Here is a 21,428-nt window from a genome sequence, read left to right as displayed (position 1 = left end):
TGGGACATGAGGCGCGTCGAGACTTCTGTCTCATTGGGACACAAGTGGCTCGGCCGGGCTGCGGGGCGTGCGGGGGCGGCCGACAATGGGGGTGCGGGGTGCGGGCGGGTGTCCGGCCCACCGCCCACGGCGCCGCCCCGGCGTCGGGTCGAGAGGAACCTGCTCATGCGCGCTGCGTCTTCGCCGGTCGCGCGAACGGGTGGCTCCGGGATCGCCCGCGTGGGTCCGACAGCGCCGGGCGGCGGGGTAGCGCCGTGAAGAGCGGGGCCGAGCGGACCGAGATCGTGCGCCGGTCGCTGCGGGTGACCCTGGCGTCGGCCACGGGCTTCTACGTCTTCGTGTACGGGCTCGACGAACCGGTACCGGCCCTGTACGCGCTGTTCGCGCCCATCTCCCTCGGGCTGCTGTCCCCGATCCCGGGGTCGGGGCGGCAACGGGCCACCGTGATGCTGAGGGCGCTTCCGGTGGGGTTGCTGCTGGTGACGCTGGGAACCGTGCTGGCGGTGGAGACCTGGGCGGCGGTCCTCGGGATGCTCGTCGTCGGCTTCCTCCTGGCCTACGCCGCCGTCGCCGGGCCCCGGCCGGCCGGGGCGGCGCCTGGACTCCAGCTCTTCTACATCCTGGCCTGCTTCCCGCCCTACGCACCGCAGACCCTGGGGCTCCGGCTGGCCGGGCTCACCGTGGGCGTGGGACTGCTGGCGCTGTGCGAGCTGTTCCTGCTGCCGCGGCCCGCGGGCGAGACGTACCGGAACAGCCTCGCGAGGGCCGTGGCGACGGCGGGCGACCTCCTCGCCGGCCGCACCGCCGGCCTGCCGCCCGAGGAACTGCGCGCGCACGGCGCACGGCTGCGGCTGTCGAACGTCCCGCCCGCGGAACGCCCCGCGGGGCCGGGCCGGGCGGCCCGCGCCCTGTCCCAGGCGGGTTCGGCGGCCCGTCGGCTGCTCGAACAGCTGGCCCATCTCACCGAGACGGGGCAACTGGAGCAGCTTCTGCGCGGCGAAGCCCGCACCGACGGCCGGGCCGGCCCGAAAGCCGGGGACCGTATCGATCCGGCGTCCCCCTGGCTGCTGCCGCGGGTGGCGTCCCTGTGCGGCGACTGCGCCGAGGCCCTGCGCAGGGGCCGGGCCGCCGACAAACCACAGCGCCTGGACGAGGCGATCGGCGCCTTCCAGCGGATGCGGGTACGGCAGGTCGCGGGGCGGGCCGCCGAGGTGCCGACGCCGGTGCCGGTGCCGGTCCTGCGGCGGCAGGCGGCGCTGCTGGCGATCGCCGAGTCGGTGCGCGTCCTGGAGATCTCCGTCCAGGTCGGCCTCGACGGCCGGCGCACGCCGCCGATCGAGCCGCGGGAACTGTTCTGGTACACGGAGGCGAGCACGGCCCGGCTGTGGCTGCGCCGGTTCCTCGGCAACATGACCCTCCGGTCGGTGGAGTTCCACAACGCCGTGCGGATCGCCCTCGCCCTCGGCGCGGCCCGGCTGGTCGCCGGTTCGCTCGACCTGACCCACGGGTTCTGGGTGCTGCTGGCGGTGCTGACCCTGAGCAGGACCACCGTCGGGCAGACCTGGGCGGCCATTCGCGCGGCGGTGGCCGGCAATCTCGTGGGCGCCGTGACGGCGGGCGCCCTGCTCATCGGCGTGGGACAGCACACGGACGCGTACGCCGCGATCCTCGCGCCGGCCATGCTGCTCGCCTTCGCGCTCGGGCCGTTGTTCGGGATCGTCTGGGCCCAGGCGCTGTTCACGCTGGTGGTGGCCACCGCCTTCGCCCAGATCGCCGCGGCCTCCTGGCAACTGGCCGAGGCGCGGATCGTGGACGTGGTGACCGGCAGCGCCATCGGTCTGCTGTGCGCGATGCTCGCCTGGCCGACCGGTGCCCGCCGCGAGGTGCGCAGGACCATGGCGGGGCTGTTGCGGGAGTGCGGGCCGCTGATCGAGGGCACCGCCCAGACGCTGACGGCCCTGCCGCCCGGTTCGGCGCCGCCCCCGCAGACATGGCCCGCCCTGCACCGGCTGCGTCTGGCCGAGTCCGCCTATGCCCAGTTCCGCAGCGAACCGGCCGCCGACGCCTCCGGCGCCGACTGGCACGGCCTGCTCATCGCGGTCCACCAGGTCCTGCTCGGCGCCCAGTGGCTGCCGCGCTTCGACCTGCCCACGAGCGCTCTGCCGCCCGACGCGGCGCGGCGGGCCCTTGACGACGCCCGGGCGACGGCCCGAACCACCGACCGGCTGGCCGCCCTGTGCACCGGGGAGCGGGACGGCGGGCGACACCCTCCGGACCGGCCCGGGGCACCGGTCGAGGAGCAGGCAGGCGACGGGCCGCCGCTGGTCGAGGAGCAGGCCGGCGACGGGCCGCCGGCCTCGCGGCCGCCCCCACCGCCGCTGCCGACGCTGATCGACCTCGACGTCTGGCTGACGAGCCTGGCCTCCCAGCTCTCCCGCGTCGAGGCCGGCCTTCCCGGCACGGCGGGCCGGCACGCCCCCTGAGGCGGGCGAGCCGCTCGGCGACGGAGGAGACTGAAGTCAAGGAACCCCTCCCCGGAGGCGCACATGTTCGGTACGACCAAGGCGTTCAGCAGCTTCTCGGTGAACGACCTCGAAGCGGCCAAAGAGTTCTACGGCGAGACGCTCGGTCTGCGGGTGTCCGTGGAGAACGATCTTCTGACCCTGCACCTCGCGGGGGACCGGGACATCATGGTCTACCCCAAGTCCGACCACACCCCGGCCACGTACACCACGCTCAACTTCCCCGTCGACGACATCGAGGCGGCGGTCGACGAACTGAGCGGCAAGGGCGTGCGGTTCGAGCGCTACGACCATCTCGAGCCCGACGACAAGGGCATCTTCCGCAGCGAGGGCCCGCTGATCGCGTGGTTCACCGATCCCGCCGGCAATGTGCTCTCCGTCGTCCAGGGAATGTAGTCACACGGCTTGCGCGGCCTGGGGCTCCGTGACCGGCCGGCCCCGCAGGACGCCGGCCGCGGCCGCGGCCACCAGGCAGAAGGCCGCCGGGAGCAGGAAGGTGATGTTGAGCGGGACCAGGTGGGTGAGCCAGCCGATGACGGCGGGCCCGGCGAGCATGCCCAGGTAGCCGAGACCGGCCACCCGGGAGACGTTGGCACCGGCCGCCGCGGGGTCGGCGTGACCGGCGGCGCTGAACAACTGGGGGACGCAGCCCGAGAGTCCGGCACCGAACAGGGCCCACCCGGCGAGCGCGAGCGGGATCCACGGGGAGAGGGCCACGGCGGTCATGCCGACGGCGGCCGTCGCGGCGCCGTGGCGCACGATCGCGGCGGGGCCGAAGCGGGCCGCGATCCGGTCGGCCAGGAGCCGGCCGACGGTCATGGCGGCGGCGAAGGCGCCGTAGGCGAACGCGGCCAGACTGTCCGAAGCGCCAAGGACCGTCTTCAGGTGCAGCACGCTCCAGTCGTTGGCGGCTCCCTCGCAGAGCATGACCAGCAGGGCGAGCCCGGCCAGGATCCAGATGCGCGCCGGAGCGGGGCGTCCGGCCGCCTTCCCCGGGCCGCTCTCGTCGGGCGGGGCCGTGGCCGAGCCGTTTTCGGCGGGGAGGAGAGCGCGCGCGGCGCCGAGGGCGACGAGCGTCGCGAGGACGCCGGCGCAGCCCAGGGTCGCGGCGGGGCTCCAGCCCAGGCCCGCGGCGGCGGCGCCGGCGAGGGCGGCGAGCACGCCGCCGACGGAGAACGTCGCGTGGAACGCCGACATCACGGGACGTCCGTACGCCTTCTCCACCTGGACCGCGTGGGCGTTCATCCCGACGTCCAGGCAGCCGTTGGCGAACCCGAAGACGAACAGGGCGGCCGCCAGGGTCCAGGTGTCGGCCGCCAGACCGGGCAGTATCAGGGCCGCGCCGCAGAACACGGCGGAGACGGGAACGACCGTGCGGGTGCCGAGGCGGTCGGCGAGCGGGCCGGCCAGTTGCATGCCGGCGAACGCGCCGAGCCCCAGCAGGACCAGGAAGCCGCCGAGCACGGCGTGGCTGATGCCGACGCGTTCCTCGATGGGCGGGATCTGCACGACCCACATCCCCAGCAGGGTCCCGTTGAGGATGAAGTACGTGAAGGTCGCCGCACGGGCGGCACGCAGTGATCGTTCCATGCACTCAACATATCGAACATGTTCCGCGTTCGAAAGAAGCCATTTCTCACAGCTTTCCTGTTCGGAGGTGAGTGGTGTTGAATCACGCCATGGGTAACGCAGACCGCCTCGGTCGGATCAGGGACGCCGTGCGGGCGGCGGGCAGCGCCGGCGTGAGCGAGCTGGCCGACCTCACCGGAGCCTCCGAGATGACTATCCGCCGCGATCTGGACGCCCTCGCCGCCCAGGGCGTGCTGGAGCGCGTGCGCGGCGGAGCCCGCAGCACGGTCCTGCGGGGCGAGGAACCCCCCTTCGCCCTGCGCGCGCACGACGGCACGGAGGGCAAGGCCAGGATCGCCGCGGAGGTCGCCGCGCTGATCGCCGACGGGGAGACGGTCGTCCTGGACAGCGGCACCACCTGCCTGGAGGTCGCCAGGGCGCTGCGCGGCCGGCGGCTGACGGTGATGCCCCTGTCGCTCCAGGCCATTCACACCCTCGGCGAGAACCCCGGGCAGACCACCCTCCTGGTACCGGGCGGCCGGCCCCGCCCCGGCGAAGGAGCCCTCACCGGGCCGCTCGCCCTCGCCTCGCTCGCGGCCCTGCGCTTCGACACCGCCGTCCTCGGATGCTGCGGCCTCGCGGCGGACCAGGGACTGACGGCCTACGACCTCGACGACGCCGCCGTCAAGCAGGCGGCCATCGGCTCGGCACGCCGGATCGTCGCGGCGGCCGACGGCAGCAAGCTCGCCCACACCGCCCACGCCTTCGTCGCCCCCGTCACCGCGCTGCACACCCTCGTCACCGACGCATCGGCGCCACGGGGCGAACTCGCCGCGATCGAGGCGGCGAACGTCTCGGTCATCACCGCCTGACGGCCGCCCCCGACCGAGAACCGCCCGTCGGGCGACGGGCGACGGGCGACGGTCACGCCTCGATGGAGATGACGCCGAGCGGCTCGGTGGTGGGCCGGGGCGACCCGCCGGCGGGTTCGACCGTGATGCCGACGGCGACGGCGTCGTCGGGGGACCCCTCCAGCACCCGGGCGTCCAGCTTCGCGTCACCCGGCAGCAGGCCCGCGGGCCGCGGATCGCCCGCCTCGGCGGCGTACCAGAGTTCGTACACCTTGCCCCCCGTCAGGGCCGGCAGGCCGCGGGCGGCGAAGACGGCGCTCTCCCGGGAGCGGGAGACGACGACGGATGCCGTGGTGCCGTCGCCCAGCTTCCCGGTGTGGAGCGTGGCGTCGGGGGCGGTGAGGACGTCGGTGTACTCGGAGTCGTCCCAGCCGGACCGCTGTTCGGCCCGGGCGGCCTCGGCACGCGCGTCGTCGGCCTCGCCGTGCTGCCAGACGGCGATCCCGCCGAACGCGACGGCGGCCGCGACGCTCGCGGCGAGAGCGAGGCGCAGAGCTCTGCGGCCCCACCGGGCAGGGAGGCGGCGGACCTGGTCCTGGCGGGTGCGCGCGACGGCCCGCAGGGCGCGGTCGCGGGCCTGCGGCGTCACCGGGGCGGTGTCCTGCGAGCCGAGCTGAGCGGCGGTCTCCAGCAGGTCCGCGACCTCGCGCAGACACTGGTCGCAGCCCGCGAGGTGGTTCTCGAACGCGGCTTCCTCGGCGGGAGGCAGAGCGTGCAGGACGTACGCGCCGATGGCCAGGTGGGGTTCCTGCTCGGTCGTCATGTCTCGTCCTCCAGACACGCCCGCAGTTGCCGGAGCCCCGCGCGCATCCGGGACTTCACGGTCCCCTCGGGGGTGGACAGCGCGTCGGCGACCTCGACGTAGGTCAGGCCCCGGTAGTAGGCGAGCACCAGCGGCACCCGCTGCTGACGGGCCAGCGTGGCGAGACACCGGTACACGCGCCGCTGCTCGTCACGTTCCTCGACGAGTTCGGCGACCTCGTCGAAGTCCCGGTCCGGCCCGAGCAGGCCGGTGCGCTGCTCGCGATCCGCGCTCGCCTGCGCGGCCCGCACCCGGTCCACCGCCCGGCGGTGCGCGAGGGTGAGCACCCAGCCCTTCGCCGTTCCCCGGTCCGGGTCGTAGCGGCCCGCGGTGCGCCAGACCTCGATCATGACGTCCTGCGTCACCTCCTCCGCCTGGGCGTTGTCCCGCAGGATCCGGCAGGCCAGACCCATGACGGTGCCGGCCAGCGCGTCATAGACCCCGGAGAACGCGTCGTGGTCCCCGCCGGCCACACGGGCCAGAAGTTCCTCCACTCCTGCGTTCGGCTCGGGGCTGTGCGGCAAGCCGTGCTCCCCTCGTCCCTTCCGCCGCGTCCGGGCGGCCCGCCCGCGGCCGTCCCGGTCCAGACTTCGATCGTGGCACCGGGCGGCGGACCGTGCACCACGGCCGCGACGGCGGTACGCGATCGCGGGGGACGGATCCCGGCGCGGGCGCTCACGGCTCCCCCGGCGCTTCGGGTCCCGCGCTCAGGTCGACCAGGACGTGGACGGTCTTGCCGCCGATCGCGGGGACCAGCCTGATCCGTCCGCCCAGCCGGCGGATGACCTGCATGCCGAAGCCTCCGCGCTCGTCGCCCTGCGCGTGGCAGAGGTCGGGAAACTCCTCGCTGTGGTCCGCGACGGCGATGTCGAGACGGCTGTCCCGGAGCGTGAGCGTCAGCACGCAGGAGTCGTCGGTGTGACGGACCGCGTTGGTCACCAGCTCGGACACGACGAGCACCGCGTCCGCCACGCGGTCGACCGGGTCGACCGGGTCGACGGCCATCAGCCAGCTCTCGCTGACGTGCCGGGCGAGGGACGGAGCGCGTCGGCTGTGCGGCAGGGAGACGACGTACTGGGAGGTCACCGGGGGTGACGTGGTGATGGACATGAGGGCTCCCTCGACCTGCTCGTCCGGGACGGCTTCCCTTCGCGGGGGATTCGTAGCCGCGCGGTCCGCGGATGCCGTGCCCCCGCACACCACGTCGGCAGGAGGGGACGGAGGAAGGGGTGAAAGGTGTGAAAAGCGAGGTTTCATCGATTTCTTACCTTTTCTTCATCTGGACGGGTCTCGGCTCCGAATCCCTCGCGTCCGATTCAGCCGAACCATTCGAGGGAGATGTGTCCGATGACCGCATCCCTGCGAACCCGACGCCTGGTGGCCGGGGCCGCCGCGACGGGACTGCTGGCAGGCGGAGCCGCGCTCGGCCTGTCCGGCACGGCCGCCGCGGCCCCGGCACCCACGCCCACCACGACCGTGTCGACGGTCGACCACCACGACAAGTGCGAATGGAAGAAGGGCCACTGGGAGAAGGAGTGGGTCAAGGGTCACTGGGAGAAGAAGCGGGTCGTGCACAAGACCTGGCACAAGGGCCACGTCGACCGGCACGGCAACTGGCACCCGGGGCACTGGAAGATCCACGTCACTTACAAGTGGGTCCATGTTCCCGGCCACTGGGAGCACCACTGGGTCAAGGGTCACTGGGAGTGCAAGCACCGTTGACCGGCCATGACCATGAGCGGCCGGCACCCGGGCGACACGCGTCCGGGCACCGGCCGCCGAATGCGGGCGGGGCGCCTGCCGCGCCTACTGGTCGTAGGTCTCGAACTCGGCGACCTTCGGCGTGCTCGTCGAACCGGTGATCTCGAAGGTGATCTTGCTCAGGGTGGTGCGCGGGAAGGTGATGGTTCCGGCTCCGCTGCCGGAGGCCAGGACGCCTGCGGTGTCGGCGTCGACGACCTTCCAGGCCCCGATGGCGCCCTCGGATCCGGACACCTCCCGGATCCGGATCAGGGACACGGCGGTGGCGGACCCCCACTTGATCGAGATGGAGCCGGTCGAGCCGGCCGGTGACCAGTAGGTGCTCAGGTCACCGTCGCGGACGTTGCCGTAGCTGGTGCCACTGGCCTTGCTGGACCCGTCGGAGCCGGCGCCCAGGCTGAGGTTGGTCCCGCTGGGCTGGGTGGGGGTCGAGGAGGGGGTGGTCGTGGGGGTGGTCGTGGGCGTGGTGGTGGCGGTCGCGGTCGGACTGGAGGTGGGCGACTGTGCCGTGCAGTTGCCGTCGGACACCTGGAGTCCCTTGCCGGCGCCCGCCGTCCGGTTCACCACGTCCGGCACACAGGCGGCGGCGTCGAGCGTGTAGGCGTACGGGATGGCGACCGTCGTGTTGGACTGCGGGTTCGGACCGGCGGGGTTGTTCTCGCTGCCGGGGGTGGACCAGGTCACGTTGTCGAAGACGTTCCCGCCGACCTGCCAGTAGCCGGCCTGGTCGGTGTAGAAGGTGCCGAGGACGTCCTTGGAGTCCTCGAAGTAGTTGTTGTCCACCTTCGCCTTGGCGCCGGCCCGGGAGTTGATGCCGGACTCGTTCAGGCTCACGTAGTGGTTGTTGTAGATGTGGGCCGTGCCGCCTCGCAGCAGGGGGGTGCGGGAGTCGATGTTCTCGTAGCGGTTGTGGTGGAAGGTGACGTATCCGTTGGAGAGGTCGCTCTCGCTGGACCCGATGAGGCCGCCCCGGCCGGAGTTGCGCAGGATGCTGTACGACAGCGTGACGTACTGCGTGTCGTCCTTCATGTCGAAGAGGCCGTCGTACCCTTCCGACTCCCCGCCCGACGCCTCCAGGGTCACGTGATCGACCCAGACGTTGCGGACGTCGCTCTCCATGCCGATGGCGTCGCCGCCGTTGGACGTGGGCGAGCCCGACTTCTTCACGTTCTTGACCGTCACGTTCTGGATGACGATGTTGGAGGCCTCCCGGATGTGGATGCCCAGCTGGTCGAAGACGGCTCCGGCGCCGACACCGACGATCGTGACGTTGCTGATCTGCTTGAGTTCGATCACCCCGGCTGCGGTGTTGCAGCTGTCGCCCGACACCTTCTCGGTGTTGGCGTGGTTGATGGTGCCTTCGACCTCGATGGTGAGGGGGGTGCTGTCGGCGGCCCGGGAGCACAGGGCCGCGTGGATCGCGGTGCCCGTGGTGGCCCGGACCGTCTGCCCGCCGGCCCCGCCTGTCGTTCCGCCGTTCTGGGTCGCGTAACCGGTGGCACTGCCGGTGGCCGCCGACGCCGTGGGGCCCGACAGCGTCACCCCGACCGCGGCCGCGAGCGCCATCACGCCCGACGCGGCGCACAGGCGCAGCGCGAGTTGTGCTCTCATCGTCGTCTCCTCGTTCGTCCGTGAAGATCGGAAATCGCCTGAAGATCTGAAGTCGCCCGAGGTCACCGCCGCGCGCCGAGCGGGCGCCGGGCAGGCCGGGGCCTTCACCGCGCACGTCGATCACTGCATGCCGATCAGTGCATGTCGATCACATGTTGATCAGTGCATGACAACTGGAGGCGCGGCGGCCCGGACTTCCGGGTCGTCGTCCTGGACCCGGGCCCCGGGGGGACCCCGCCGTGCTCACGTACGTCACCGGCACACCGTCCGGCGCCGGGGGTCCCGGCGGGGAGGACGGCCACTCGGGCCGGCGGCCGGATCCACGGCCGGACCGGCCCGCCGGTCTGGGAAGAACCCCGGCCGCCGCGGACGGCGGGGATGGTGCGAAGCGCGGTCGTCCTGGCGTGCGCCCTTCGTTCCGGGCACGCCGATGGCGCCGGACGGCCTCGTGACGGATCACCGGCGGCTCGTGCACATGCCGCGACGACTGCCGCGGCGGTCGGCTCTCCCGAAGCGTTCCCGCGCTTTGAGAAAGCGCTTTCTCCCCGAGAAGATAGGGGTGCTTCCGGTCGACTGGCAAGGGTCTGGCGGTGCGCAGAACGCGCGGCCCGCGACGCCACTTTGCGGACACCGCCCTAGGTTCTGTCCGGCCGATCATGTTCGGAGCCAGATGATGGTCGCTGCCGCGGTGACGGTACCCAGGTAGACGTAGGCGCGTTTGTCGTACCTCGTGGATACAGCTCGGTGGTTCTTGAGCTTGTTGATCGCCCGTTCCACGGTGTTGCGCTTCTTGTACCGCTCCCTGGCGGAGCCGGGTGGGCGGCCCCCTGCCCGGCCCCGGCGTACGCGGTTCATGGCCTGGTCGCTCTTCTCTGGGATGACGTGGCGGATGCCTCGTCGTCGCAGGTACTGGCGGGTCCGGCGGTTGCTGTAGGCCCTGTCGGCGCGCACGCTGTCCGGTGTACTGCGCGGGCGCCCCAGCCCGAGGCGGGGCACCCGGATGCGCTCCATGACTGGCTCGAACTGGGTGCAGTCCGCCCGCTGTCCCGCTGTCAGCAACAGTGACAGCACGCGCAGCGACCGTCGGCACTCAGGTGGATCTTGGTGGTGAACCCTCCTCGGGAGCGACCGAGCGCCTCACCTCCTGCACCACCTCCACCAAGCGGGCGCGTAGCCTCGCCCACGGCATTCCGCTCTGATGTGCCATCGCCACCGCCCTTTTGGCGCAGCGGGTGGCGGGGCCTTGCGGGCGCCGGCCGCGTGCTGGTGGGCACGGATCGAGGTGGAGTCGACCGAGACGTCCCAGTCGATCCCGCTGGCGGCATCGGCCTGGGCCTGCACCTGCTGGAGCAGCCGCTCCCAGGTCCCGTCGGCTGACCAGCGCCGATGGCGCTCATAGACGGTCTTCCACGGCCCGAAGCGTTTGGGCAGGTCCCGCCACTGCACCCCGGTCCGGACCCGGTGCAGGATGCCGTTGACGACCTGACGGTGGTCGCGCCACCGCCCGCAGCGGTTGTTGCCCACTGGCAGGAACGGCTCCAGACATCGCCACTCCGCCTCTGTCAGATCCCCCCGACCAGTCATACAAGGGCCAACGAGTCAGTGGACGGCATGGGCACGGTCAGCACCGGCGATGCCACCACGCCAACTCCGGATCCGTCATGGGCTCATGGTGCGTTCGTCTGAGTAGCACCTCGTCCAGGCGCTCGACCTGCACACGCAGTTCGGCGGCGGCCCTTGGCGGCAGCATGAACAGAGCCTCTTGCAGCTTGTCCCGGGCCCAGCCCTCGCCGCAGCACGAGCAGGCGAACTCGGCCTCCCACCGCTTCCATCGACGTTCGGTGCCGTGGACGCGGACCGACCACACGCTCAGCGCAACAGACACAATGCCCGGCGCCAGTCGACCCCGCTCGAGCACGCGGACGGCTGCATTCGCCGCCCCCGACAGGCCAGGGACATCGCGATAACGCACCCAGGGTCTCCTCCAGCCACGTTCCTGTGGCCGAAGTGAAGCAGGCGTTCTACGCGGCACGGCCCCTTCGAATATCAATCATGGACGGCATCCTCGCACAGCCAAGATCGGCCGGACGGGACCTAGGGGCAGGTCCGCCGCACATGGCCGGGTTCACCCTCGGGGAGCACGTCCCGGTCGCGCCGTACGACGCTGATCTCGTCGCCCCAGCCGGCGCAGGCCTTCCTCATGCCCCGCTCGTCGTACTCGACGTCGACGACGTGCCGGCCGAACGCCTCGGTGTAGTCGCCGCACTCGTCGTACATCCCGCACTCCTCGACGACCGCGAAGTCCAGGCCCACCTTCGCGCGGTCGGCGGCCAGTTCGGCGGTGTTCTTCTGCGCGACGGCCAGGCCCACGCTGTGCGCGTGGTCGGCCAGCAGGGCGAGGAACGCCTTGGCGTCGTCGGCGGTGAGCAGGCCGTCGGGCGCCCGCGTGTAGGTGTCGTAGTTGTCCGGCTCGACGGCGTCGAAGCCCTTGGCCGCGCACGCGTCGATCCAGGCGTCCACCTTCCGGGCCACCCGCTCGCGCTTGGCGTCGGTGCGGATGTCCAGGAGGGCCTCGTCCCAGTCCCGGTCGATCACCACCTCGCCGTCCGCGTCGCGCAGCAGCAGGTCGTCGTCCCACTCCCCCTCGGCGTCCGGCTGGGCCTGGAAGGCGTTGACGTAACAGATGTTGTACATCCCGGGCGCGGGGGACGCCGTGTGGTCACGGGCGACGATCGAGGTGCCGGGCGGCGGGGTGTAGGCGCCGCCGAGCTGGTAGTCGAAGCCCTCGCCGACGGGAGGGAGTGTCACCTCGGCGGGGGTCGGCGCGGAATCCGGGGCCGGGTCCGGGTCCGCGTTCCCGGAGCAGGAGGTGAGGAGGAGGGCGAGGGCGGCCAATGCCGTCGGCACCGTCGCGGACCTGCGCGGACGGTGGTGCGGCAGGTTCAGGGACAAGCGGGCTCCAGACGCGGGGGACACGTCCCCGCCTCGGACGCCCACGGCGGTCCTGGCGACTCGGTCCGGACTCGCGACCCGCAGGTCGAACCACCGGCTGGGCGTGCCACTGGGCCGGGCGCCACACCCGGCCGTGCCGGAACGTAATCGATCACGAATCGGCACGTCAAACCCGGTGGCGGCGCGGCGACCCGGCACGGTATACGGCGCGCGGCGGCCACGGCCGCGGCCGCACGGCGGCGGGAACGCCGGGGCGGGAACGCCGGGGCGGGAACGGATCGACGACGCCCGGCCGGCGTCCACGCCCCCCACCGCCCCGCCGTCGAGCGGTACGGCGTCGGCGTGGACGTCGGCCGGGCAGGGCCCCCGGGGGAGCGGAGGCCGGGCGGGACCGCCCCGGGAGTGGACCGCGGGGCCGGGCCCGGATTCCGGTCAGCGGCCGGCGAGGAGCTCCAGGGTGTCGATCACGCGGTTGGAGAAACCCCACTCGTTGTCGTACCAGGCGACCACCTTGACGTGGCGGCCCTCGACGCGGGTCAGGGCCGAGTCGAAGATCGACGAGGCCGGGTTGCCCGTGATGTCGGACGACACGAGCGGGTCCTCGGAGTACTCCAGGACGCCGGCGAGGGGGCCCTCGGCCGCGGTGCGGTACGCCGCCAGCACGTCGTCGCGCGTCACGTCGCGGGCGACGGTCGTGTTCAGCTCGACGATCGAGCCCACCGGAACCGGCACCCGGATCGAGTCGCCGGACAGCTTGCCGTCGAGGTTCGGCAGCACCAGACCGATCGCCTTGGCGGCGCCCGTCGTGGTCGGCACGATGTTGACGCCGGCGGCGCGGGCACGCCGGGGGTCGCGGTGCGGGCCGTCCTGGAGGTTCTGCTCCTGCGTGTAGGCGTGCACGGTCGTCATGAAGCCGTGCTCGATGCCGGCGAGCTCGTCGAGGACCGCGGCCAGCGGGGCGAGCGCGTTGGTCGTGCAGGAGGCGTTCGAGACGATCGTGTGCAGCTCGGCGTCGTAGGCGTCGGTGTTCACCCCGTACGCGAGCGTGACGTCGGCACCGTCGGACGGGGCGCTGACGAGCACCTTGCGCGCGCCCGCGTCGAGGTGGGCGCGGGCGTCCTTGGCCGAGGTGAAGCGGCCGGTGGCCTCCAGCACGATGTCGACCTCGAGCGCCGCCCACGGCAGCTGCGCGGGGTCGCGCTCGGCGAGCACCTGGATGCGGCGGCCGTCGACGACGAGGGCGCCGTCCTCGACGGTGACCGGGCGGCCCAGCCGGCCGGACGTCGAGTCGAAGGCGAGCAGCCGGGCGAGGGCGGTGGGCTCGGTGAGGTCGTTGACGGCGACGATCTCGAGGTCGCTGTCGCGCTCGAGGAGTGCGCGCAGCACGTTGCGTCCGATGCGGCCGAATCCGTTGATGGCGATGCGAGTCATGAGTGGTGTCCCTTCGGTTCGCCATCAGCTTCGCGTGCGGCGCCCGCTCGTGGCCGGGGCGTGAGCGCCATGGTTCGCAAGGATCTCGCCAGCCGCGGTCACTCGCCCTGGGCGAAGGTCCGCCGGTACTCGCTGGGCGTGGTGCCGAGGATCTGCTGGAAGTGCAGGCGCAGGTTCGCGCCGGTGCCGAGTCCGACGTCGCCCGCGATCTGCTCGACGCCGCGTTCGGAGCGTTCGAGCAGCTCACGGGCCCGGTCGATCCGGGCGCGCATGACCCACTGCATGGGTGTGTAGCCGGTGTCCTCGACGAAGCGGCGGGAGAACGTGCGCGGTGAGACCGCCGCGTGCCGGGCGAGCGCCTCCAGGGTGAGGGGTTCGTCGAGCCGGTGAAGTGCCCACTCGCGGGTGGCGGCGAACCGCTCGCCCAGCGGCTCCGGCACACTGCGCGGCACGTACTGGGCCTGACCGCCGCTGCGGTAGGGGGCCGCGACCAGGCGTCGGGCGGCATGGTTGGAGGCGCCCACGCCGAGGTCGCGGCGCAGGATGTGCAGACAGAGGTCGATGCCGGAGGCGGCACCGGCGGACGTGAGCACGCTGCCCTCGTCGACGAACAGGACGTTCTCGTCGACCTGTACGCGGGGGTGCTTGGCGGCCAGGGCCCGGGTGTAGTGCCAGTGCGTCGTGGCGCGCCGGCCGTCGAGCAGGCCGGTGGCGGCGAGGGCGAAGGCGCCCGTCGAGATGGCCGCGAGGCGGGCACCGCGGGCATGGGCGGCGAGCAGCGCGTCGACGACGGCCCGGGGCGGGTCCTCGCGGTCGGGGAAGCGGTAGCCGGGGATGAAGACGACGTCGGCCCACTCCAGCGCGTCCAGCCCGTCGGCCACGTGGTACGACAGTCCGTCCCCGCCGGTCACCAGACCGGGTGCCGCGCCGCACACGCGTACCTCGTACGGCATGCTCGCGCGGGTCGAGAACACCTGCGCGGGGATGCCGACGTCGAGCGGCTTCGCTCCTTCGAGCACCAGGACGGCGACGCGTTGCAGACGGGAGGGCGAGGGCGGCGGCACCGGAACAGGGTACGGGGGCGGCGCGGCGCGGCCGGACGCCGAGCACGCCGTCTCGGGTGCCGGCGGCGCCGGCCGGGGTCCGTGGACGGCCTACGGGGAATCCGGCCCCCTAGAGGCGCTGCGGCCGGGCCATGAGGATCGCGACGTCGTCCTGCGCCGGGTGGGGCAGCATCCGGCCGAGGACGCCGTCGCAGAGTGCCGCGAGCGACGCCTCGGGGGTCCGCAGGGCCTGCGCGAGCTGGTCGAGCCCCTGGTCGAGGTCCCGGTCGCGGGACTCGATGAGGCCGTCGGTGTACAGGACCAGCAGGCTGCCCGCGGGCAGCGGGACCTCCTCGGTGAGGAACTCGTGCGCTCCGGTGCCCAGCGGGGTTCCGGGCGGTCCGTCGAGGAAGGTGATCGCACCGCCGGGTGTCACCACGGCCGGCGGCGGATGGCCGGCCCGGGCGACCAGACAGCCGCCGGACGCGGGGTCGTGGACGGCGTAGACACAGGTCGCCATCTCGTCCTCCCCCATGTCGGCGACGACGGCGTCCAGCGAGCTGAGCAGGCGGGCCGGGTGGACGTCGTGCCGGGCGAGCGTGCGCACGGCCGCGCGGAGCTGGCCCATGACCGCGGCGGCGTGGATGCCGTGGCCCATGACGTCCCCGATGACGAGCCCGGTCCGGCCCTCGGGGAGCGCGATGACGTCGTACCAGTCGCCGCCCACGTCGTGGGCGCTGGCCGGCAGGTAGCGGCCCGTGAGTTCGAGGCCGGGGACGACGGGCAGCGCGCTGTTGATCAGGCTGCGCTGGAGGGTGAGGGCGGCGGCGCGCTGCCGGGTGTACATGAGGGCGTTGTCGATGTTCAGGGCGGCGCGGGCCGCCAGTTCGTCGATGAGGACGCAGTCCTGCTCGTCGAAGGGCTCACGGGTGCGCAGCCGGGTCACCACGACCGCGCCAAGCACCTTGCCCCGGGCGACCAGCGGGATGAGGCGCGCGGAGCCGAGGCTCATGAGGTAGGACCGCAGCTGGTCGGCGCGGGGGTCGGTGATCAGCGCCGGGACGTCGGAGCGGTACAGCTTGGTGGGGCGCCCGTCGGCGATGACCCGCTCGTAGAGGGAGCCGTGCGGGATCTGGGAGGTCATGCCCGGCTGGAGCTTCGCCGTCGGGGCGGAGGGGTCGGGGAAGAGGGCGGCCATGCGCCGGACCACGCCCCGGGTGGCGGCCGCGGGTTCGTCGGGGTCCATGACCTCTTCGAGGAGCTGGACGTCGGCGGAGTCGGCGAGCTGGGGCACCAGCATCTTCACGATCTCCTCGGAGGTCTGCCGCAGGTCCAGGGTGGTGCCGATCCGGGTGCCGGCCTCCGCCAGCAGGGCGAAGCGGCGTCGGGCCCGCTCGGCGTCGGCCTCGGCCTGCTGGCTCTCCGTGATGTCGATGAGGGAGGCGATCAGGCCCAGCGTGCGGCCGGCGTTGTCGACCAGGGGGGCGTAGGAGCAGGACCAGGTCCGGTCGCGGGCGGGGTCCGCCGCCGTCCGGCCGGTGCGGCGTACGTCGACGACGGCGATCCCCCGGTCCAGCACCTCCCGCATCGTGGCCTCCAGTGCCACGGCGTTGACGCCGGGTACGACCTCGGTCAGCCGTTTGCCGACGTGTTCGGCGGCGGAGACACCGTTCATCCGGGCGAGGGCGTCGTTGGCCCGCAGGAAGCGCAGATCGGTGCCGAGGGTGGCCAGCCCGATGGGCGACTGGCTGAAGAGGCTCTCCAGGGCCGCCAGCGAGTCCCGCATGCGCAGGACCTGGGAGGTCTCCACGGCGATGAGCAGGGCTCCGGCCCGGCCGCGCGGGTCGGCGGCCGGGACGATCCACATCTCCATGGTCACCTGGTGGCCGTCACGGTGGCGCACGGACAGGGTGCCGACGACGGTTTCCCCGGCATGGACGCGGCGCGTCAGCTGGTCGGCGAGTTCGCCTCTGCCCTCGGGGACCAGCAGCGCCGAGGCCGGCCGGCCGAGGACGTCGTCCGGGCGGTACCCGAGGAGGTCCTGGGCGGCCAGCGACCACTCGACGATGCGTCCGTCCGTGTCCTCCCGCCACAGTGCGATCGGCAGCAGCTCCCGCAGCACGCCCGCGTAGCCGACGGCTGCCATGGGCTGCTGCGGTTCCTTGTCCTCCGTCTGGTGAGCGTCCAACGTACGACCTAACCACCGGGACATTTCATATGAAAACACCATATACGGAAGAGCAGGGTCCACCGGCTTCCGCCCCGGCCGCAAGTCGACTCACCGGCTCCGCGAGGTCCGCGAGGTCCGCGTGGACCTCACGGAGCGGTGCCTGTCCCGTCACCCGGACCGCACGGTCGGCGCGCGCGTTCAGTCGCCGTCCGGCGGCAGCGTCGTACGGAAGGTGTGGACGCCGGGGCCGGCGGTGCCGGGTGCGGAGCCGGGCAGGCTGATCGCGGCCTCGGTACCCGGGGGGATCTCGACCGTCAGGGTGAGGTGGTCGCCGTCGCGCTCCCACTCGGACCGGATGGTGCCGTGCGGGGATTCGTGCCGGGCCGAGGCGGAGGTCAGACCGCCGCCGGGCCGCGGGGCGACGGTGAACCGCCGGTAGCCGGCGGCCTCGGGGCCGGGCGTCCGCGGCAGGCGGATGCCCGCGGCGTACTGGTGGAGGAAGGAGACGACGGCACCCTTGCTGTAGTGGTTGTAGGACATCTTGGGGAGCCCCCGCACGTCGACGCCGTCCCAGTCCTCCCAGACGGTGGTGGCGCCACGGTCGATCATGGCGAGCCAGGAGGGCGAGGAGTCCCGCATGAGCAGTTCGTAGGCGAGGCCGAGACGGCCGTGGTCGGCGAGGACGGGGAGCAGCAGGCCGGTGCTCAGGAATCCCGTCGTCAGATGCGTGCCGGCCAGGCGCACGAGCCGGGCCAGCCGGTCGACGGCACGGGACCGTGCCTCCCGCGGGACCAGTCCGAACGCCAGGGCGCGGACCAGGGTGGCCTGGGTGTCCGGAACGGTCGTGCCCCGCTCCGTGAGGTACTCGGCCCGCCAGGCGGTGCGGGCGCCGTCGGCGACGGCCCGGTAGCGGGCCTCGTCCTCCGGGAGCCCGAGGAGGGCCGCGGTGTGCGCGAGGAGGTCGGCGGAGCGGTGCAGGTAGGCGGTGGCGACGTCGCCGCGGTCCCGGGCCGGGTCGAGGTCGGGGGTGACGCCGGGCTCGAGCCATTCGCCGAAGTGGAAGCCGGTGTCCCACAGGTACGTCTCGTGGGGCGCGGGTTGCGGGCGGGCGGCGGCCCGGTCGGGGTGGCGGCGGGTGCGGGCCTGTTCGGCGGCGTGGTCGACCCAGGCGCGCATCGAGGGGTACTGGGTGCGCAGCAGGTCCAGGTCGCCGTAGGCGCGCCAGATCTCCCACGGGACGATCACGGCGGCGTCGCCCCAGCCGGCGGAGCCGTTCATGCCGCCTTCCGCCGAACGGCGGCGGGTGTCTTCGTCGGCGGGGTCGGGGACGAAGTTGGGCACGGTGCCGTCGGCCCACTGGTCGGCGGCGAGGTCCCGCAGCCACTTGACGGTGAAGCCGGCGACGTCGAAGAGGTAGGCGGCCGTGGGGAGGAACACCTGCCAGTCGCCGGTCCAGGCCGCGCGTTCGCGCTGCGGACAGTCGGTGGGTACGTCGCAGACGTTGCCGCGCAGGCTCCACACGGCGGCCTCGTGCAGCCGGTTGACGCGCTCGTCGCTGCTGGTGAACCAGCCGGTGCGGGGCAGGTCGGTGTGGACGACGACGCCGGTGACGTCCTCGGGGGTCAGGGACCCGGGATGTCCCTCGACCCGGACGTAGCGGAAGCCGTGGGTGGTGTGGCGGGGCTCGAAGACCTCGCCGGGGCGGCCCGCGGAGACGACCGTGTCGATCTGCCCCGCGGGGAGCGGGCGGCGGGTGACCCAGTCGAAGGCGCGGATGTTGTCGGTGGTGACGTCCCCCCGGGCGTCCAGGGCCTCCCCGTGCACGAGGGTGAGCCGGGTGCCCGCCGGGCCCAGATCGCCCAGCCGGATCCAGCCGTTGATGTTCTGCCCCAGGTCCACCACCTGGTGACCGGGCACGGGTTCGGTCACCGCCACCGGCCGGAGCTCCTCGACGCGGCGCACGGGTGGCGCGGGCGTCGCGGTGAGCCGGGCGAAGTCGTCGTAGAGCCCTCCGTCGACCGCGCGGGCCTTGTCCCAGAGGCGGTCGTCGAAGGCGGGGGTGGACCACTGTTCGTCGTGGGCCCGCAGGTCGCTCGTCTGGCCGTCCATCAGGTCGGCCGCGGTGATCGCGCCCGGTGCGGTCCGCCATTCCGGGCCGGTGCCCAGGGTGGTCGTGGTGCCGTCGGGATGCTCGACGGTGAGCTGGGCGAGGAGCGCGGTCCGGGTGCCGAAGCCATCGGCCGCGCGGACGAAGCCGTGCCGGCCGCGGAACCAGCCGTCGGACAGGACCGCGCCCAGCGCGTTCTCGCCGGTGGTGAGCAGGCCGGTCAGGTCGTAGGTCTGGGTCTGGAGGCGGGAGCGGTAGGCGGTGAAACCGGGGGTGAGTTCCTGGTCGCCGACGCGTATGCCGTTGCAGTACGCCTCGTACACGCCGTGGGCGGTGATGTGCAGGCGGGCCCGGCCGACCGGTTTGCCGAGGGAGAAGGCGTGGCGCAGCAGCCGGGCGGGCCGGTGGCCGGGCTCCGCCGGGGCCGTCTCCGCCGGTTCGATCCACCGTGCCAGCCAGTCGGCGGGGTGCAGGAGCCCGGTCTCCCACCAGGAGGTCTCCGACCAGTCGCTCTCGCCCAGATCGGTCCACACCTTCACCCGCCAGTGGGTACGCGTCGACGAGGCCGGGGCGGGTCCCTCGTAGCGGACGAAGGTGTTGGCGGAGGAGTTCCGCCGCCCCGAGTCCCAGGCGCCCGCCTCGATGCGGTGGGCGAGCTGGTGCGTGGCCCCGAGGGGCAGGCGCCACGACAGGCGCGGCGCGCGCACGTCGGTGCCGAGCGGCCGGTGGAGGTGTTCCACGCGCAGACGGGTGGGGCGGGCGGAGTGCATGGACGGGGTCCTTCCTGGTGCGGGACGCTCAGGCGTCGGTGGTGGTCCGGGTGTCCTTCAGGGGCCGGCCCGGCTCGCCGGACGGGCCGGAGCCCGTGTCCTGCGCCGCCGTACCCTGCGCCGCCGTGCCCTGCGCCGCCGTGCCCTGCGCCGCCGTGCCCTGCGCCGCCGTGCCCTGCGCGCGTCGCAGGCTCGGGATGGCGAGGGAGACCAGCAGCCCGAGCGCGACGATCGCGGCCATCCCGAGGTAGGCGTCGGTGAAGGCCTCGTCCCGGTAGAAGGCGGTGCCGTCCAGCACGGTGGAGCCGCCGGACAGGAGGGTGTAGAGGAACTGGGTGGTCAGGGTGAGGCAGACCTGGGTGAGCAGGGACGACATGCCGTTCGCGGCGGCCTGTTCCTCGGGGGAGACCACGGACACGATCATGGTCTGCTGACCGGCCATCAGGATGCCGCCGCCCAGTCCCGTCAGTACGCCGGTGCCCACGATCTGCGAGGCGTCACGGTGGTGGAACGCCGCGAGGACCAGGCCTGCGGTGAGCAGGGCGAGTCCGGCGTACCAGACCGTGCGCGGGCTGACCGCGCGGACCAGGTGCCCCACGCCGATCCCGGCGCCGAAGGTGACCAGCCCGCCGGGTATGCCGAGGACGGCGACGTACGTGGTGGACCAGCCCAGTCCGTCGGAGACGTGCGGGATCGCGGGGAACAGCGCGAGGAAGATCAGGATCGACTGCGAGGCGAAGTAGGCGGCCTGGGGGATCGACGATCCGACGAGCACGGTGGCCACCGGACGGCGCCGGAGCATGCGCAGGTCCAGGATCGGGTGGGCCACCCGCAGTTCCAGGACGGTGAAGGCGACGAGTACGGCGGCTCCCGCGGCGAGCGGGACGGTGACGCCCGCGGAGGTCCAGCCGAGGTCCCGGCCCCGGCCGACGGCGAAGACCACGAGGGCCAGGCCTCCGCCGAGCAGGACGGCTCCGGGCCGGTCGAGGCGGCCCGCGGCGGCGCGGCGCGGGGTCTCGGGCACGCACAGCAGCGTCAGCAGGGCCACCACGGTCGAGCCGACCAGGAACCACAGGGCGCCGCGCCAGCCGAACGCGTCCAGCAGCCATCCGGACAGCAGCGGGGTGACCAGGGCCAGGACCCCGACCGAGCCGGCCACGGTCCCGAGGGCGACGGCCACCCGGCGCGGCGGGAAGAGGTCGCGGACCGCGGCCAGCACGAGCACCGCGACCGGGCCGTAGAGGCCTGCGACGACCCGGCCGAGGACCATCACCGGATAGTTCGGGGCCAGGACGGTGATCAGGTCCCCGACCAGGCCCGCGGCCGCGAGGACGAGCATGACGCGCCGCTTGCCGTGCACCTCGCCGAGGCGGACGGCGAAGGGTGTGGCCACGATGGTCGCGAGGGTGAACGCCAGGCCGAACCAGGCGATCTGGGTGGTGTGGAAGTGCTGGGCGATCTGGGGCTGGGCGTTGGCGGCGACGATGCCGGCCACCACCAGGAGCTGGCCGGGCCAGATCAGGGCGAGCAGGAGCCGCAGCTCGCGTGCGCGCCGGCGGGGAGCGTCGGGGGCGGGCCGGAGGCCGTCGGCGGCGGAGGTGCCGTCCGCCCGGTCGGGCGCGGTGGGCGCCGGGGCAGGGTCGGGCGAGAGGTTCATGGTCGCTCCGAGGGAAGGCCGGCGCATCGTTACGCCGAGGTTTCCGGACGATGATGCGGACCCAAAACCGAGTGCACTAGGTTTTTGGCGTGTGACACAGGCCACATTCCATTGCGGAGGCC

Annotated in this window: 16 protein-coding genes and 1 pseudogene; 4 read left to right on the top strand and 13 right to left on the bottom strand. The window is 73.1% G+C overall.

Features of this window, described 5'->3' with window-relative positions:
- The first annotated feature begins 254 nt into the window (after positions 1–254).
- Entirely contained in the window at positions 255–2,483 is a 2,229-nt protein-coding gene (locus tag IE275_RS02690) for an FUSC family protein (RefSeq protein WP_229870055.1), read from the top strand.
- A gap of 63 nt (positions 2,484–2,546) precedes the next feature.
- A complete protein-coding gene (locus IE275_RS02685) occupies positions 2,547–2,918 on the top strand; it encodes a VOC family protein (RefSeq protein ID WP_189707008.1) in 372 nt (123 codons plus the stop codon).
- Here the strand turns inward: IE275_RS02685 and IE275_RS02680 are convergent, their stop codons facing one another.
- Positions 2,919–4,112, bottom strand: a complete 1,194-nt coding sequence (locus tag IE275_RS02680; protein ID WP_189707006.1) for an MFS transporter — start codon at positions 4,110–4,112, stop codon at positions 2,919–2,921.
- Positions 4,113–4,201: 89 nt separating this feature from the next.
- Here IE275_RS02680 and IE275_RS02675 point away from each other — a divergent pair, with 89 nt between their 5' ends.
- Complete coding sequence (locus IE275_RS02675) at positions 4,202–4,963, top strand: DeoR/GlpR family DNA-binding transcription regulator (protein WP_189707004.1); 762 nt, start codon at positions 4,202–4,204, stop codon at positions 4,961–4,963.
- A gap of 52 nt (positions 4,964–5,015) precedes the next feature.
- Here the strand turns inward: IE275_RS02675 and IE275_RS02670 are convergent, their stop codons facing one another.
- The 3 genes from IE275_RS02670 to IE275_RS02660 form a co-directional block, all read right to left on the bottom strand.
- Entirely contained in the window at positions 5,016–5,765 is a 750-nt protein-coding gene (locus IE275_RS02670; RefSeq protein WP_189707002.1) for an anti-sigma factor, read from the bottom strand.
- Positions 5,762–6,328: an ECF RNA polymerase sigma factor SigK gene (gene sigK, locus IE275_RS02665; RefSeq protein WP_189706999.1), complete on the bottom strand. Its 567-nt coding sequence runs from the start codon at positions 6,326–6,328 to the stop codon at positions 5,762–5,764. The genes IE275_RS02670 and sigK overlap by 4 nt, the downstream gene beginning before the upstream one ends.
- Before the next feature lie 151 nt (positions 6,329–6,479).
- A complete protein-coding gene (locus tag IE275_RS02660; protein ID WP_189706997.1) occupies positions 6,480–6,914 on the bottom strand; it encodes an ATP-binding protein in 435 nt (144 codons plus the stop codon).
- 237 nt (positions 6,915–7,151) lie between these two features.
- Here IE275_RS02660 and IE275_RS02655 point away from each other — a divergent pair, with 237 nt between their 5' ends.
- Positions 7,152–7,526, top strand: a complete 375-nt coding sequence (locus IE275_RS02655) for a hypothetical protein (protein WP_189706995.1) — start codon at positions 7,152–7,154, stop codon at positions 7,524–7,526.
- An 84-nt stretch (positions 7,527–7,610) separates the two neighbouring features.
- Here IE275_RS02655 and IE275_RS02650 read toward each other — a convergent pair whose 3' ends face one another.
- The 9 genes and pseudogenes from IE275_RS02650 to IE275_RS02610 form a co-directional block, all read right to left on the bottom strand.
- Entirely contained in the window at positions 7,611–9,176 is a 1,566-nt protein-coding gene (locus IE275_RS02650) for a pectate lyase family protein (protein ID WP_189706993.1), read from the bottom strand.
- 654 nt (positions 9,177–9,830) lie between these two features.
- A pseudogene (locus tag IE275_RS02645) lies at positions 9,831–10,760 on the bottom strand (IS5 family transposase).
- Positions 10,761–10,797: 37 nt separating this feature from the next.
- Positions 10,798–11,148: a hypothetical protein gene (locus tag IE275_RS02640; RefSeq protein ID WP_189706991.1), complete on the bottom strand. Its 351-nt coding sequence runs from the start codon at positions 11,146–11,148 to the stop codon at positions 10,798–10,800.
- Between the two features lie 122 nt (positions 11,149–11,270).
- Positions 11,271–12,128, bottom strand: a complete 858-nt coding sequence (locus IE275_RS02635) for an endo alpha-1,4 polygalactosaminidase (RefSeq protein WP_373299156.1) — start codon at positions 12,126–12,128, stop codon at positions 11,271–11,273.
- 432 nt (positions 12,129–12,560) lie between these two features.
- Entirely contained in the window at positions 12,561–13,559 is a 999-nt protein-coding gene (gene gap, locus IE275_RS02630; protein ID WP_189706989.1) for a type I glyceraldehyde-3-phosphate dehydrogenase, read from the bottom strand.
- A gap of 98 nt (positions 13,560–13,657) precedes the next feature.
- Positions 13,658–14,623 (bottom strand): GlxA family transcriptional regulator, encoded by a 966-nt coding sequence (locus tag IE275_RS02625; RefSeq protein WP_189706987.1) that lies wholly within the window; start codon positions 14,621–14,623, stop codon positions 13,658–13,660.
- 109 nt (positions 14,624–14,732) lie between these two features.
- Positions 14,733–16,790: a SpoIIE family protein phosphatase gene (locus IE275_RS02620; RefSeq protein WP_373299155.1), complete on the bottom strand. Its 2,058-nt coding sequence runs from the start codon at positions 16,788–16,790 to the stop codon at positions 14,733–14,735.
- Between the two features lie 180 nt (positions 16,791–16,970).
- The gene (locus IE275_RS02615) at positions 16,971–19,649 is read right to left on the bottom strand and encodes a family 78 glycoside hydrolase catalytic domain (RefSeq protein ID WP_189706985.1); all 2,679 of its coding nucleotides are present in this window, start codon (positions 19,647–19,649) and stop codon (positions 16,971–16,973) included.
- Between the two features lie 28 nt (positions 19,650–19,677).
- Positions 19,678–21,306 (bottom strand): MFS transporter, encoded by a 1,629-nt coding sequence (locus IE275_RS02610; RefSeq protein WP_189706983.1) that lies wholly within the window; start codon positions 21,304–21,306, stop codon positions 19,678–19,680.
- Positions 21,307–21,428: the final 122 nt, after the last annotated feature.

Source organism: Streptomyces phaeofaciens (assembly GCF_014648915.1).
Taxonomy (GTDB): domain Bacteria; phylum Actinomycetota; class Actinomycetes; order Streptomycetales; family Streptomycetaceae; genus Streptomyces; species Streptomyces phaeofaciens.
The sequence above is the reverse complement of the archived record's forward strand: the minus strand, read 5'-3'. Positions and strand labels throughout refer to the sequence as shown.

What these genes read in the sequence shown, in the direction of transcription:
- gap (WP_189706989.1), bottom strand. Translation starts at nt 13,559, where the DNA reads ATGACTCGCATCGCCATCAACGGATTCGGCCGCATCGGACGCAACGTG.
- IE275_RS02650 (WP_189706993.1), bottom strand. Translation starts at nt 9,176, where the DNA reads ATGAGAGCACAACTCGCGCTGCGCCTGTGCGCCGCGTCGGGCGTGATG.
- IE275_RS02675 (WP_189707004.1), top strand. Translation starts at nt 4,202, where the DNA reads ATGGGTAACGCAGACCGCCTCGGTCGGATCAGGGACGCCGTGCGGGCG.
- IE275_RS02670 (WP_189707002.1), bottom strand. Translation starts at nt 5,765, where the DNA reads ATGACGACCGAGCAGGAACCCCACCTGGCCATCGGCGCGTACGTCCTG.
- IE275_RS02615 (WP_189706985.1), bottom strand. Translation starts at nt 19,649, where the DNA reads ATGCACTCCGCCCGCCCCACCCGTCTGCGCGTGGAACACCTCCACCGG.
- IE275_RS02680 (WP_189707006.1), bottom strand. Translation starts at nt 4,112, where the DNA reads ATGGAACGATCACTGCGTGCCGCCCGTGCGGCGACCTTCACGTACTTC.
- IE275_RS02660 (WP_189706997.1), bottom strand. Translation starts at nt 6,914, where the DNA reads ATGTCCATCACCACGTCACCCCCGGTGACCTCCCAGTACGTCGTCTCC.
- IE275_RS02610 (WP_189706983.1), bottom strand. Translation starts at nt 21,306, where the DNA reads ATGAACCTCTCGCCCGACCCTGCCCCGGCGCCCACCGCGCCCGACCGG.
- IE275_RS02655 (WP_189706995.1), top strand. Translation starts at nt 7,152, where the DNA reads ATGACCGCATCCCTGCGAACCCGACGCCTGGTGGCCGGGGCCGCCGCG.
- IE275_RS02685 (WP_189707008.1), top strand. Translation starts at nt 2,547, where the DNA reads ATGTTCGGTACGACCAAGGCGTTCAGCAGCTTCTCGGTGAACGACCTC.